A 14658-nucleotide genomic window follows, 5' to 3' on the forward strand; every position below is an offset into this window, starting at 1 on the left:
TGCGTTTTAAAGCATCTTTTTGTGGTGAAGAGAAACACATCATCCGAAGAGTTCCCGGAAGGCTTCTTCTACCTTCCTCACCGGTACCAGTTCGATTTTGATTTTCTTCCGGTCCAGACCTTGCAGATTATGTTTGGGGATGAGCATGCGCTTGAAGCCCAGTTTTTCCGCTTCGCCGATGCGCTGCTCGATGCGGTTCACCGGACGGATTTCACCGCTCAGGCCCACTTCGCCCGCCATGCACACGCCGGTTTCTATTTCCGTGTCCATATTGCTCGAAAGGATGGCGCTGATGACCGCCAGGTCGATGGCAGGGTCGTTCACTTTCAGTCCTCCGGCTATGTTGAGGAACACGTCCTTCTGCGCCAGCTTGAAGCCTACCCGTTTCTCCAGCACGGCGAGCAGCATGTTCATCCGCCGCAGGTCGAATCCCGTGGCGGAACGCTGGGGCATGCCATAGGCTGCCGTGCTCACCAGTGCCTGCACTTCGATGAGGAACGGGCGTATGCCTTCTACGGCGCAGGCGATAGCCACTCCGCTCATTCCCTCGTGGTCTTGCGTGAGCAACAGTTCCGACGGGTTGCTCACTTGCCTCAGCCCGTCCTGCCTCATCTCGTAGATGCCCAGCTCCGCCGTGCTCCCGAAGCGGTTCTTGATGCTCCGCAGGATGCGGTACATGTAGTGCTGGTCGCCCTCGAATTGCAATACCGTGTCTACGATGTGTTCCAGCACCTTCGGTCCGGCGATGCTTCCTTCCTTGTTGATATGTCCGATGAGGATGACGGGCGTGCCTGTCTCTTTGGCGAACTTGAGGATGGCTGCCGAACATTCGCGCACTTGCACGATGCTTCCCGGCGAAGAATCGATGGTTTCGGTCGATATGGTCTGTATGGAGTCGATGATGACCAGGGCGGGGGCTGTGTTCTTGATGTGGGTGAAGATTTGTTCCAATGACGTTTCGCAGGCTATCAGCAGCTGCGTCGTTTCGGGATGCGGGATGCGGTCGGCACGCAGTTTCAGTTGGCGGGCACTCTCTTCGCCCGAGATGTAAAGCACTTTCAGGCCGGGCAGGCGCAATACCGTCTGAAGGATAAGCGTTGACTTGCCGATGCCCGGCTCGCCTCCTATCAGGGTGAGCGAGCCTTCTACCAGCCCGCCTCCCAGTACCCGGTTCAGCTCGTCATCTCCCATGTCGATGCGCAACTCTTCGCTCGAAGTGATTTCGTGCAGTTGTTGTGGTTTCGAGCGTACGCTTTCGATGCCGTGCGCCGCGTGTTTTGCCACCGGTGTTTCCTTGCGTACCACCTCTTCCGTAAATGTGTTCCATTGTCCGCACGAAGGGCATTTGCCTGCCCATTTGGGCGATTCGTATCCGCAATGGGTGCATACATACACCGTTTTTTCTTTAGCCATATCTTTCCCTTTTCAGTTTCTTTCGGCAAACTTAGGCAAAAATCTGCGAAATTCATGTGTTGAAGAGGTGAAAAAATATGTCGGGTAAGGAATGGGGGACTTCCTTACCCTCTTTGTCTTTATTCTTCCCGTGAGCGATAATCGAATTCAGTCGACTTCTCGCCGCTATATGATTGCCAGATCAGTTTCAGTTTGACGGTATTGCCTTGGGTGTCGGGCAGTGCATTGAGTCTGAATGCCACCATTCCGTCTCCTTGTTCTCCGTAAGTGTCCCCATATGCATTGTGGCGTAGTTCCACTTCATACGGGTTTTCTGGATTATTTGTTGGCAGGAGGCTGACCATGTGTTTGGTTCCACCGTTGCCGAATACCGTCCTGAAATGTAGTGTGAGGTATCCGTCTTCGGCTATGTTCACCCAATCGCGTACGATTTCGATAGGGTCGGTGCCGTACACCGAGTCATTTTTTTCTCCCAGATCGGTTGCCATTGGTTTGGTCAAGACACTGTCCATCCAATAGACTGTGACGGCTTGGTCGTATTTGCCGGCAGATTCTTCCGAAAAATCAAAGTTCATCAGTGCTCTTACTTCCTTGTCGCCGAATGGAGATGTAGCGATGTTGACCGGAAGTACGGTTGTGCTGTCGTCCAACTGCAGGTAGAATGTGCCGTCGGTATCTGTTTTGGCAGTAACGATTGCACCGTTGTAGGCTGTGTAGTAATTGTCATCATCGTCCAGGCACGATGAAAAAGCGAGTGTGCCGCCCATCGCTGTGGCTAGCAGTAACGTCTTGGTCCATTTGTTCATTGCATTCATATTCGTAGGTTCTAATGTGTTACTTTTGTCTATGAAATGCAAGGTAAGCATAAATCATGCATCTTTAGATGTTAAAAATATTGAAACAAATAATGGGCACTTATTTAATGAATATTCTCATTTTTCCCAATAGCCATGTAAGGGCTGACTCCGTCCCTACATAGTACATGGGATGTTTGTAGGATTCATAAAAACTTATCCTAAATCATTGTACGACAAATTCAAAACAGTTGCTTATTCAAAAAAGTTCTTTCCATAAATGCACAAGTGCAGAAACAGGGTGATAAAGTAACATCCTTGGTCCGGCATAGCGCATGACGGTTCGCATCTGCCCGCGCATCCGGGGACTGTAACAATGGATGGGGCATTGCTTGCAGGTGGGTTTCTGTTCGCCGTAGCGGCAATGCGAGAGGCGGGCATGGGCATATTCCAAAAGTGCCTGGCAGGCGGGGCAGAGCGTGGCGTTTCCTTCTTTATGGCGGCAATAGAGCCTGATCATTTGCGTTACTACGCGCTTCTCTCGTTCAATGTGTGAGGGGGTGCGGCTCATGGTTTTGATGATGATTTCTTTGATTTGGTATCCGGAAAAGTGTGAATTTTGAAAAGCGAAGATAACGAAAAGACCGGAAAGCTCAAAATGCTTTTGGGAAAGAGATGTGATTTTACGGCATTTTAAATATTTTATACTTACAGATTGCGCGTTTCGTTATGAATGTCTTACATTTGAGGTGCATTTCCGTAAGGGAAGGCATCAGATTTAACTAACTAACTAACAGATAAGACGGTATGAAACAAATTAAATGTATTGGAATCTTGACTTCGGGAGGTGATGCTTCGGGCATGAATGCGGCTATCCGTGCGGTGACACGCAGCGCTATTTTCAACGGGTATACGGTGAAAGGCATTTACCGAGGTTATGAAGGTTTGATTCGGAATGAAATCAAGGAGTTTACCACGCAGGATGTAAGCAGCATTATCCAGCGTGGAGGTACGATATTGAAAACGGCACGTTCGAAGGATTTCATGACTCCGGAAGGCCGTAAGGTGGCGTATGATAACATGGTGGCGGCAGGCATCGATGCGTTGATTGTCATCGGCGGGAACGGTTCGTTGACGGGTGCGCTGACTTTTGCGCAAGAGTTTAATGTGCCGTGTATCGGTTTGCCCGGAACGATTGACAATGACTTGTACGGAACCGACTCGACCATCGGTTATGACACGGCACTGAATACCATCGTGGAATGTGTGGACAAGATACGTGACACCGCGACTTCGCACGACCGCATCTTCTTTGTGGAAGTGATGGGGCGTGACGCCGGATTCCTTGCCCAGAACAGTGCGATAGCTTCGGGAGCCGAAGCTGCCATTATCCCGGAAGACCAGACCGACGTAGACCAGCTGGAGCAGTTTATCGGGCGCGGCTTCCGCAAGTCGAAGAACAGCAGTATCGTGATTGTGTCCGAATCGCCCAAGGACGGAGGAGCCATGCACTATGCCGAGCGTGTGAAGAAAGAATATCCGCAATATGACGTGCGTGTCACCATTTTGGGGCACTTGCAGCGGGGAGGTTCTCCGAGCGCGTACGACCGTATTTTGGCAAGCCGCCTGGGGGTAGGCGCTATCGAGGCGCTGAAAGAAGACCAGCGGAACGTGATGATAGGTATCCGTAATGATAAGGTGGTGTATGTGCCTTTCTCGGAAGCCATCAAGAAAGACAAGCCGCTCGACAAGTCGCTTATCCAGGTGCTTGACGAGTTGTCTATTTAAGCTTTTAGGGACTAGGTACCAGTTGACTAGGTACTAGGTTTTAAATAGTTTTACTAAGGTATTCAGAACCTAGTCCCTAGCCAACTGGTTCCTAGTTACCTAAAAAAGACAGCAATTCTTCGGGTGTATCGGCGATGAATGCCGGATGGTAGGCTTCCAGTTCGGTGCGCGGACGGAACCCCCAACTTACACCAATGGTTTCTGTTCCGGCATTGATGCCCGTCTGCATGTCTACGCCTGAATCTCCGATGTAAGCTGTGTCTTGAGGAGATACTCCTGCAGCCTGCATGATTTCGAATACTACGGCAGGGTCGGGCTTGGCCGGCACGCCTTCCCGTTGTCCGAAAATACGGACAAAAGAGAGGGTAGGGAAGTATTGGGTGATAAGCTTGGTGGTGGCTTCCTGGTATTTGTTCGATGCTACGGCAAGCTGGCATCCTTTAGCCTGGAGAGTTTCCAATACGTGTGTGATTCCTGCGTATGGCAGGCTCAGGTCGGCATTGTGCTTATTATAATAAGGTATAAAAACGGAACGGATTTTCATGATATTCGTTTCGTTTCGTTCTGTTTCGGGTAAAGCCCGTTCGAAAAGTTTGTTGATGCCGTTGCCTACGAAGAACCGGTAAGCGTCTGTCTCGTGAATGGGATAACCATAAGTGGCAAGTGCATGGTTAGTGGCTCCAGCCAGGTCGGCTATGGTGTCGAGTAAAGTGCCGTCAAGGTCGAATATAATCAGTTTTTTCATTTCCATGTCATTTTTTGTGTTTCTGTAGGCAAAGATACGATAATTGGCAGAAAAAATGGCATGTCTTCATCGGATAAACAGAAAAGTAACATCATATACATCATATTGTAATATGAAAAGGAGACTTTTGGGAAGTTTAAAAAAATGACGATTATGAATATAGGTACTCCTTTTTCTGAAAATTATGTGTTGGAATGCACAGCCGATGGCGGTTATTATGCTTATCTGTCAGACTATGACCAATGCTGTGCTTACGGCGAGACAGAAGATGACGCGCTTGAAAATCTGATGGAAGTGGCCGAAGAATATTTCCGGGAAATATCCTTGATATACACGCTGGAAGATGTAAGTTGATAAATTATTTTAGTTTTATCTTTTGGATTGTAATAAAAAAGTACTTTCTTTGTATTGATTTAAATCGGACTATATGATGAACATAAGACCTCATTACCGTACGGTAGTGCTTTCGGATATCCATTTAGGTACTTCTCATTCGAAAGTGAATCAGGTGAGTGATTTTTTGAGTGCGGTAGATTGCGACCGTCTTATCCTGAACGGCGATATTATCGATGGCTGGAGTCTGCAGAAGTCGGGTGTGCGGAAATGGAAAGCCGAACATACGCGTTTTTTCAAGATTCTGATGAAGATGATGGAGAATTGGGGGACGGAGATTGTATATGTGAGGGGCAATCACGATGATTTTCTGGAGAGTCTTATCCCCTTGCAGTTTGCAAACCTGACCCTTGTGAAAGACTATGTGCTGGAAAGCAACGGCAAGCATTATTTCGTAACCCATGGGGATGTGTTCGACAAAGTGACATCGGGGATGAAATGGCTGGCGAAGCTGGGTGACATCGGCTATACCTTGTTGCTGGAGATGAACAGTCTTTACAATAAGTACCGCATCAGGCGGGGTAAGCCTTATTACTCGTTGTCGCAGGCTATCAAGCAAAAAGTCAAGCAGGCCGTGAATTATATATCCGATTTCGAAACGGTGCTGGTGGATTTTGCACGCAACCGGAAATGCGATGGGGTGATTTGCGGGCATATTCACCATCCGGAGAACCGGATGATAGATGGCATCCATTACCTGAATTCGGGCGACTGGGTAGAGACGATGTCTGCCTTGACCGAAGACAAGGAAGGCAATTGGAATGTGGTTTATTACACGGAGATGGTTAAACAGAAGGAAATGGAAGAAAAAAAGTCCGTATTATCAATTATACCTGTAGCATCATGAGAGTATTATTCGTAGTCCAAGGAGAGGGAAGGGGACACTTGACCCAAGCGATTTCGCTGGAAAAACTGTTACGTGAGAACGGCCACGATGTGGTGGAAGTGCTGGTAGGCAAGAGTGAGTCACGCCGTTTGCCGGGGTTTTTCATTCGGAACATTCAGGCACCTATCAAACATATTATCAGCCCCAATTTTCTGCCTACGCGCGCCAACAGGCGTGCCAATCTGAGCCGGAGTTTTATGTACAGCTTGCTGAAATTGCCCGAATACTATGAAAGTATGTGCTACGTCAACCGGCGTATCCGTGAAACGGGAGCCGACCTGGTCATCAATTTTTACGAACTGATGACGGGGCTTACTTATTTCTTCTTCCGCCCGTCTGTTCCGATGGTATGTATCGGACATCAGTATCTGTTCCTGCATAAGGATTTCCGGATGCCGAGAAAGAACCGGTGCAGTTCGTTTCTGATGAACCTCTTCACCCGTCTCACTTCGTTAGGTGCATCGCGCAGGCTGGCACTTTCGTTTCGTGCGATGAAAGACGATGAGAAGCATCGTATCAGCATCATTCCTCCCCTGTTGCGTCAGGAAGTGTTCGAGCAGGAGCCGGTGAAAGGCGATTATATTCACGGGTATATGGTCAATTCTGGATTTTCTGATTATGTGCGCCGCTGGCACGAAGAACATCCTCAGGTACCTTTGCGCTTCTTTTGGGACCATTGGGAAGAAGAACCGGTGAAAAAGATAGACGAAACCTTGTCGTTTTATCAGTTGGACGACCGGGAGTTCCTGCGCCAGATGGCAGGTTGCAAGGCATATGCCAGTACGGCAGGTTTCGAGTCGATATGCGAGGCGATGTATCTGGGTAAGCCTATCCTGATGGTACCGGCACATATCGAGCAGGAGTGCAATGCGTACGATGCCACTTTGGACGGAAGTGGGATTGTAGACGAAGGATTCAACCTCGACAAGCTGTTGGCATTTGCTGGGACTTACCAGCCTGACCCGACGTTCGGGACATGGGTGCGCTCTTCGCGTTACATCATCCTGAACGAATTGGAAAAACATATCTCGCACGATTACATGCAAGGAATGTATATGGTGGAGGAGTATGTGTGAGGACTTGTCGCCTTTTTTTTGAGCTGATTAGAATTATTTAGGGATTCTTTTTGGTTTTGCAATCGTAATGTAACAAGAATTGTTTTTCTTTGCAGAAAAATGTTTAGTTATGTTACAGAAGAAAAAGAAGTTCCCCTATTTGGATCGGGATATTAGTTGGATGTTCTTTAATCGGCGTATTCTGCAGGAAGCATGCCGTCCGCATGTGCCTTTGTTGGAGCGTATGTCTTTCTTAGGCATTTATTCGAATAATCTGGATGAGTTTTTCCGTGTGCGCATGGCTTCGCAGAGCCGGATAGCCGAATGTGCGGATAAGTCGGCGGCTTCGGAAAGCGAACATGCTAAGAAACTTATCAAGCAGATATCCCGCCTCAATTCGCGTTATGTGAAGGAGTATGGCGAAGCTGTGGTAGGCATTACCGAAGAGTTGCGCAAAGAAAATATCTTCCTGCTTTCCGATACCGAAATATCTCCCGAACAGAAGGCATTCATATATTCTTTTTATAAGTCGAAGTTGAGCGGCCAGGTTATTCCGATTTGGTTTTCGGAGGTGCGTTCGCTCGATTTCGGAAACGATGAAAACATTTACCTCGCCGTAAAGGTGAGCAAAGAGGAAAGCACACGGGTGGCAGATTATGCATTCCTGGAACTGCCGGTAAGCGTATGCGGGCGGTTTGTCCGTCTTCCTAACGAAGGCGAGAAGCGTTATCTGATGTATTTGGACGATGTGATCCGGTGCTGCCTCCCTCTGGTGTTCGAGGGATTGGGATATACTCATTTCGAGGCTTATACTTACAAGTTTACCCGTGATGCGGAAATGGAAATCGACAACGATGCCAATAGCGGTACCTTGCAGAAGATATTGAAAGGGGTGAAGAGCCGTAAGCACGGCGAGCCTTTGCGTGTGCTTTACGATAGCAGCATGCCGAAGGACCTGCTGAAACGCGTGCTGAAAAAACTGGATGTGGACAAGAACGATACGGTGATGGCAAGCGGACGTTATCAGAACCATAAGGATTTTATGCGTTTTCCCGATTGCGACCGTGCCGACCTGAAATATCCCGCATGGCCTTGTATCTTGCGTAAGAGCCTGGACGGTCCGGATAGCCTGCTTCAGAAAATACAGAAGAAAGACCGTTTTATCCATGTGCCTTATCATAGCTTTGATTCGTTTATCCGTGTGTTGCAGGAAGCTGCCGTAAGCAAGCAGGTGACCAGTGTAAAGATTACCCTTTACCGTCTGGCAAAAGAGTCGAAAGTGGTAAAGGCGTTGATAGCTGCCGCACGCAACGGAAAGAAGGTGACCGTAGTCATCGAGTTGCTGGCACGCTTTGACGAGGCTTCCAATGTCAACTGGTCGAAGAAGATGCAGGATGCGGGTATCCGCGTTATTTTTGGTGTGGAGGGCTTGAAAGTGCATTCCAAGATTACCCACATCGGGATGAAGACCGGTCCGGACATCGCTTGCATCAGCACCGGAAACTTCCACGAGGGTAACGCCCGTATGTACACCGATTGTATGTTGATGACGGCTTCGCCCAGGCTGGTGAAGGACGTGAATGCCGTATTCGACTTTATCGAGCGTCCGTATGTTCCAATTAAGTTCAAGGAATTGCTGGTTTCGCCCAATGAGATGAAAAACAAGTTCATCGCTTTGATTCGTGATGAAATCAAGAACAAGAAAGCGGGAAAGCCGGCTTATATCAAAATCAAGGTCAATCACATTACCGACCCTATGATGGTGGACAAACTGTATGAAGCTTCTCAAGCCGGTGTAGATATCGATTTGGTGGTGCGGGGCAATTGCTCGCTGGTCACCGATGTGCCCGGAGTGAGTGATCATATACGAATTAACGCAATTATTGACCGTTATTTGGAACATTCTCGTATCTTTGTATTCGCTGCGGGCGGTACGGAGAAAGTGTTCATCGGCTCGGCCGACTGGATGCCCCGTAACCTGGATAATCGGGTAGAAGTGGTGACACCTGTTTACGACCCCGATATCAAAGAGGAAATGAAGCGTATCGTGGAGTATGGACTGAAGGATACGCTTCAGGGACGTATTGTCGATGGTACGGGCGATAATGAGTTTCACGCCATTGTCGACGAACAACCTTTCCGTTCGCAAGAAGCATTGTATAATTACTATGTAGCTAAAAACGAGAAAGAAGAATGACAGAGATGAATTATGCGGCAATCGACATCGGTTCGAATGCCGCCCGTTTGCTGGTGAAACGGATTGAAGAAAATGAAGGACAGGTGAAGTTCACGAAGGAATTGCTGCTGCGTGTGCCTCTCCGCCTGGGTTTTGATGTGTTCGGCAAGGGAAAGATTTCGGAAAAGCGTGAAAAGAACATGATGCGCCTGATGAAATCGTATGCCTATCTGATGAAGATTTACGATGTACAGAAGTACCGCGCGTGTGCCACTTCGGCAATGCGCGATGCCAAGAACGGTATGGACATCATCAAGGAAATCGAGAAGAAAACCGGTATTCACATTGAGATTATCGGCGGACAGGAAGAGGCGCAAATCGTCTATAACAACCACATTGAATATATGAAAGACCGCACGGGCAATTACCTGTATGTGGATGTAGGGGGAGGTTCGACCGAAATCAACCTGCTTTCGCAAGGAGAATTGCAGTGCAGCCGTTCGTACAACATCGGTACCGTGCGTTTGCTGAACAAGGCGGTAAAGGAAAGCGAGTGGACGCGCCTGAAAGAGGATATGGCGGAGCTTGCCCGCCAATATCCCGATACCAACATCATCGGTTCGGGAGGAAACATCAACAAGCTTTACCGGCTGGCGGAGAAGAAAGACAAGAAAGCCCAGCGGATGACGGTAGAAACCCTGCGTGGCTTGTACGACGAATTGAGTGCCTTGTCGGTGGAAGAGCGTATGGATAAGTTTAGCCTGAAGCCCGACCGTGCAGATGTTATCGTGCCTGCAGGCAACATCTTCCTGACCATAGCCGATATCTTAGGCTCCTCATATATCTATGTGCCAACCATCGGTCTTGCCGACGGCATCATCGACGGGCTTTATGCCGGAAGCAAGGAAGAGCGCGAACACGGGAAATCCTTGAAGTCGCTCGATGCGGAAAAATGAGGCTTTTTTTAATGAAGAATGAAGAATTAAGAATGAAGAATTTTCATCCAGCGTGACGAGTTCTTCATTCTTAATTCTTCATTCTTCATTTAATGCTTTTTAATCGTAATCAGCATTACGCCGTTCTTACCTTTTTCCCCGTAGGGAGCAATCTTTTCAGGGTCTTTTATGATTTCTACTTTTTCAATTGTATTCGGGTCAATCGTGAACAAGTCTTTTGTAGGAAATTCTTTTCCATCCACAAGAATTAATACACCTTGCGGTTCAAAAGAAATTATCGTGCTATCGCTTGCTGCACCTTCCTTATCCAGCTTGAACATTACCGGAACTGTATAGAGGGTCGCTACGGCTTTCCCGTTCTGCATGCCCGGTTCCCATCGGGGCATACCCGAAAGCACCCGCACGGCTTCGGCATCGAGGCTGGGGCTTATGCCGCGCACGATGTTCACATCGGCAATGCTCCCGTCTTCCTTTACCGTAAAACGGGCGATGACCCTTCCTTCCGTCTTCTGCTGCTTGGCGTCTTCAGGATAGCGCAGGTTTGTGCTGATATACTCCATCAATGCTTTCATGCCGCCCGGGAATTGGGGCATCTGTTCTACCGCCGTATAAGGTTCTTCCTCATTGTCCGGATTGTTTTTGTCCCCCACGATGACTATCGTTTGGGGCTTTCCTTTAAGTGTATCGGTTTTTTCGATACTTTCACTTGTTACGGCATCGGATATTGCCGGAAATTCCGTAACTTTGACACGTGAAATCTCATTCAGCGGTTTCGAGATTTCGGGACGGGCAAAAGCGGCTACAGCTACTGCAGCCAGCGGAAGTACGTAGAGGTACTTGGCGCGTGCCCACGGGTTCGATTTTTTTCTCATCATCATAGTGATACGTTTTTTAAGTGAACTGTGATTTAAGCTGTTGGCGAGAGAGTAGAGCCTTGAGCCAACGGCTTTCTTTATTAATAACAATTGATATTCCTTGGCGTTGACGCCGGATGCCAGTACGGCTTCGTCGGCTTCGTATTCGTGGATGTTCTGCAATTCTTGCTTCACCAGCCATGCCGCCGGATTGAACCACTGCACAACGATGCACGCTTGGGCAAGCAGCAAGTCCCACGAGTGCCGGAGGCGGATGTGGGCTTGCTCGTGTTCCACTATCGCCCTGTTGTCTTCTTGCAGGTCTGTGTCCGGCATCACGATGTAATGCATCCAGCTGAACGGGGCGATTTTCCCCGGATAACGTACCAGGATGCTCCCGTCTGCCAGCCTTTCTTTCCGGTTCCTGCGGATGACGGTACATATCCGCCCGATTCCGATAAGGCTCTTGATGCAGCAGCAGAAAGCTCCTATCAGGTAAATGCTTACCATTGCTTCTTGCCATCCGAACCGGGAAACCGTTTCCGCGGCTTCTGTTCCTGCACGAAGTTCAGCCAGCATCAGCAGGCTTTCCAAGTCCGATACGGTCTGGTTCAATGCCGTAGGTTCGCTGATGGCAATCTTTACCGCAGGCAGGAGGCACGACAAGACCAATATGCCAAGCAATGCCAGCCGGTTGAACCGATGAAACGTTTCCTTGCTCAGCAATACCTTATAAAAAAGGTAGAACAAAGCCAGGCAGACCGATGCTTTCAGTATATAGATAAAAAATAGTCCCATATCTTTTTGAGTTTTTAAGTTTTTGAGTTCTTAAGTTTTTAAGTATGTCCGCAGATAGCCAATGTAGGGGCGTATCGCATACGCCCTGAAAAACATCCACGTGGATTAGTTGATGCATTCGGGCGTATGCGATACGCCCCTACAGGCAATTTGGCAAAATGAGGACATTCATATTGAGTTTTTAAGTTTGTTGGTTTTTAAGCTCTTGAGTTTATCTTTTAGTAATTCAATAACTCCAAACTGACAAACTAAAAAACTCAAAAACTAACACAACCTTATTTCCCTTCCTCCACTTGCTTGATAAGCTCTTTCAGCTCCTCTATCGAAATCTCCTCTTCCTTTACCAGCGAAGAGACCACCCCTAAGTAGGAATTGTTGAAATACTTGCTGATGACGCTTTTCAGCGTCCCGCGCTTGAACTCGTCTTTCGACACGGCGGCACGGTATTGGTACGTATTGCCGAATGCCGTATGCGCCAGATAGCCTTTCTCTTCCAGTCCGCGCACAATGGTGGAAAGCGTATTGAAGTGCGGACGCGGCTCGGGATAGAACTCCAGCAGCTGCTTGACGAACAAAGGACCTTTCTCCCAGAAAAATCCCATTACTTCTTCTTCTTTTGCGGTCAGTCTTTTCATGCTATTTCTGTTTGTTTTCCGCAAAGTAACTAAAAGTTTTAGTTATTCAACTAATCTTTATAGTTAATAATGGTGAACAGTGGCGAAAGTCTGTGGAGGAAATAGAAAAAAGCATATTTGCGGAAAGCGTATGTTGTAATGCCAATGCTTTTGCGGTAATATAGCAATTTATATCAGTAAGTTTTATGGTTTCCAATTCAAAACCGTACGTTTTCGATATGGAAACCGTACGTTCTTGATATGGAAACCATAAAATCTATTTATTTGACTGCATAAAAGAAGCAGTGCTTAAAAGCAAATACAGGCTTGTCTGTTTGATAAGTTACCGTTTCGTTTGTTTTTAATGAATTCCGCATTTTGTCCAATTGCTGTAGGGGCGTATCGCATACGCCCTAAAGACATTCGCGTGGATAGGTAGACGTATACGCCCGGAAGACATCCGTATGGATAAGTGGACGCATTCGGGCGTATGCGATACGCCCCTACATGGGATGTTTGAGGATCTTCAATTTATTTTTTATTTATTGGGTAGGCTTGGAATGATGTTTTATTTTTATCTTTGCAAAACGAACTTAATAGACTGGCTATGAAATATAAACTCATCTTTTTTGCGGCTTGTTTCTTGTATGCTTTATCGGGCATGGCAGGCGTTATGGAGCTTGACGTGACCCGTCATGGAGCCGTAGGTGACGGGAAGACGTTGAACACCGGTAGCCTGCAAGGTGCCATTGACGGACTTCATGCCCGTGGAGGAGGGGTTTTGCGTTTCCCTGCAGGGCGTTATCTGACGGGAAGCTTGCGGCTGAAGTCGGGCGTGACGCTGTATCTGGAAGAGGGGGCTGTGCTGCTGGGGAGCACTTCGCCTTACGATTATCCGAAGTTCAGTACGGAAAAAGAACTGAAGGTGAACAATGACCATTTCGATCAGGCGTTGATTTATGCCGACGGGGCTGAAAATATCGGCATTACAGGAGGCGGATGCGTAGACGGGCAGGGCAGGGAACTGGCTCTGACCATTGATAGCCTGCACCATACGGGAGAGCTGGTCGACCCGCATTACAATACGTATCGCAAGCGTCCCAATACACGTCCCAAGCTGTTGTTCGTCAGGGGATGCCGGAATGTGCGCATACATCGTGCCAGCTTCCGGAGCAGTGCGGCATGGGGGCTTTCGTTCTCGTTGTGCACCGATGTGACGCTGGATAGCCTGCACATCGAGAACAGGGCATATTGGAACAACGACGGCATTGATATCAGCGATTGCAAGGACGTGCGCATCGCCCATTGTGATGTAAATTCGGCGGACGACGGCATTTGCCTGAAGTCGCACAACCGGGATGCGTGCAACGACCGTGTGTCTATCGTCCATTGCCGGATTATCAGCAGTGCCAGCGCCATTAAGTTCGGGACTGAGTCGGGTGGAGGCTTCAAGAATGTGACGATAGACGATATCCGTGTCAAGGACACCTACCGTTCGGCTATCGCCATTGAATCTGTAGACGGAGCGGCGATAGAGAATATCCGGGTGAGCAACATACATGCTGTCAATACGGGCAATGCCATTTTCATTCGCTTGGGGCACCGGCCTGGCGAGGCGCCGGGCTATGTGCGGAATGTAAGCATCCGCAACCTGTATGCCGAGATTCCTTTCGAGCGTCCGGATATCGATTACGACCTGCGCGGTCCTGCCTTGCCTTTCTTCCACAATCCTTTTCCTGCTTCCATTTCGGGCATACCGGGACATGACGTTGAGAATGTGACGTTGGAGAATATCGAAATCGTTTATCCGGGACGCGCGTCGAAAGGCATGACGTATATCTCGTTGAGCCGGCTGGCGGATGTGCCCGAAAACGTAGACGGCTATCCCGAGTTCAGTATGTTCGGGGAATTGCCGGCGTGGGGATTTTATGTGCGTCACGTGTCCGGCCTGACCCTAAAGGGCATTACGCTGCGTTTGCGCGAGGACGATTACCGTCCGGCTTTTGTGTTCGACCGTGTGAGCAGGCTGAGCCTTTCGGATATCGTTTTGCCCGAAGACAAGCAGGCGGGGCAGGTGGTGTTGAGGCAGACCGGCTTGCAACGGAAAGCGAGAGTGCCCGAAAGATGGATTTTTTCAATTGACAATTAACAATTGATAATTGGAAAAACTTTATTATCTTTGCGCC

General features: G+C 48.5%; 13 protein-coding genes. 7 read left to right on the forward strand and 6 right to left on the reverse strand.

Features of this window, described 5'->3' with window-relative positions:
• Window positions 1-39: 39 nt before the first annotated feature.
• The 3 genes from radA to H9625_RS06740 form a co-directional block, all read right to left on the reverse strand.
• Window positions 40-1413, reverse strand: coding sequence for a DNA repair protein RadA (gene radA / locus H9625_RS06730; RefSeq protein ID WP_013617289.1), 1374 nt, complete (start codon window positions 1411-1413; stop codon window positions 40-42).
• 119 nt (window positions 1414-1532) lie between these two features.
• Window positions 1533-2228, reverse strand: coding sequence for a NigD1/NigD2 family lipoprotein (locus H9625_RS06735; RefSeq protein WP_191763550.1), 696 nt, complete (start codon window positions 2226-2228; stop codon window positions 1533-1535).
• Between the two features lie 238 nt (window positions 2229-2466).
• Window positions 2467-2778, reverse strand: a complete 312-nt coding sequence (locus H9625_RS06740; protein WP_022039721.1) for a nitrous oxide-stimulated promoter family protein — start codon at window positions 2776-2778, stop codon at window positions 2467-2469.
• Between the two features lie 236 nt (window positions 2779-3014).
• Between H9625_RS06740 and pfkA the strand changes: the two genes are divergently transcribed.
• Entirely contained in the window at window positions 3015-3995 is a 981-nt protein-coding gene (pfkA, locus tag H9625_RS06745) for a 6-phosphofructokinase (RefSeq protein ID WP_013619179.1), read from the forward strand.
• A 91-nt stretch (window positions 3996-4086) separates the two neighbouring features.
• On the opposite strand, the gene H9625_RS06750 is transcribed toward pfkA, so the two are convergent.
• Window positions 4087-4740: an HAD family hydrolase gene (locus tag H9625_RS06750; protein ID WP_022039722.1), complete on the reverse strand. Its 654-nt coding sequence runs from the start codon at window positions 4738-4740 to the stop codon at window positions 4087-4089.
• 153 nt (window positions 4741-4893) lie between these two features.
• Here H9625_RS06750 and H9625_RS06755 point away from each other — a divergent pair, with 153 nt between their 5' ends.
• The 5 genes from H9625_RS06755 (at window position 4894) to H9625_RS06775 (ending at window position 10206) form a co-directional block, all read left to right on the forward strand.
• Window positions 4894-5094 (forward strand): type II toxin-antitoxin system HicB family antitoxin, encoded by a 201-nt coding sequence (locus H9625_RS06755; RefSeq protein WP_022039723.1) that lies wholly within the window; start codon window positions 4894-4896, stop codon window positions 5092-5094.
• Window positions 5095-5170: 76 nt separating this feature from the next.
• Window positions 5171-5980 (forward strand): UDP-2,3-diacylglucosamine diphosphatase, encoded by an 810-nt coding sequence (locus tag H9625_RS06760; protein WP_087211515.1) that lies wholly within the window; start codon window positions 5171-5173, stop codon window positions 5978-5980.
• Complete coding sequence (locus H9625_RS06765; protein ID WP_087211478.1) at window positions 5977-7095, forward strand: glycosyltransferase family protein; 1119 nt, start codon at window positions 5977-5979, stop codon at window positions 7093-7095. The genes H9625_RS06760 and H9625_RS06765 overlap by 4 nt, the downstream gene beginning before the upstream one ends.
• A gap of 109 nt (window positions 7096-7204) precedes the next feature.
• Window positions 7205-9271 carry an RNA degradosome polyphosphate kinase gene (locus H9625_RS06770; RefSeq protein ID WP_022039726.1) on the forward strand — a complete coding sequence of 689 codons (2067 nt, stop codon included), beginning with the start codon at window positions 7205-7207 and terminating at the stop codon, window positions 9269-9271.
• A complete protein-coding gene (locus tag H9625_RS06775) occupies window positions 9268-10206 on the forward strand; it encodes a Ppx/GppA phosphatase family protein (RefSeq protein WP_191763552.1) in 939 nt (312 codons plus the stop codon). The genes H9625_RS06770 and H9625_RS06775 overlap by 4 nt, the downstream gene beginning before the upstream one ends.
• Window positions 10207-10295: 89 nt before the next feature.
• On the opposite strand, the gene H9625_RS06780 is transcribed toward H9625_RS06775, so the two are convergent.
• A complete protein-coding gene (locus tag H9625_RS06780) occupies window positions 10296-11858 on the reverse strand; it encodes a M56 family metallopeptidase (protein WP_191763554.1) in 1563 nt (520 codons plus the stop codon).
• Window positions 11859-12133: 275 nt separating this feature from the next.
• On the reverse strand, window positions 12134-12493 hold the full coding sequence (locus H9625_RS06785) for a BlaI/MecI/CopY family transcriptional regulator (protein WP_013619187.1): 360 nt from the start codon (window positions 12491-12493) through the stop codon (window positions 12134-12136).
• 586 nt (window positions 12494-13079) lie between these two features.
• Between H9625_RS06785 and H9625_RS06790 the strand changes: the two genes are divergently transcribed.
• On the forward strand, window positions 13080-14621 hold the full coding sequence (locus tag H9625_RS06790) for a glycoside hydrolase family 28 protein (protein WP_191763557.1): 1542 nt from the start codon (window positions 13080-13082) through the stop codon (window positions 14619-14621).
• Window positions 14622-14658 lie beyond the last annotated feature (37 nt).

The sequence above is a fragment of the Phocaeicola intestinalis genome (assembly GCF_014837065.1).
In the GTDB taxonomy this organism is placed as follows: Bacteria; Bacteroidota; Bacteroidia; order Bacteroidales; family Bacteroidaceae; genus Phocaeicola; species Phocaeicola intestinalis.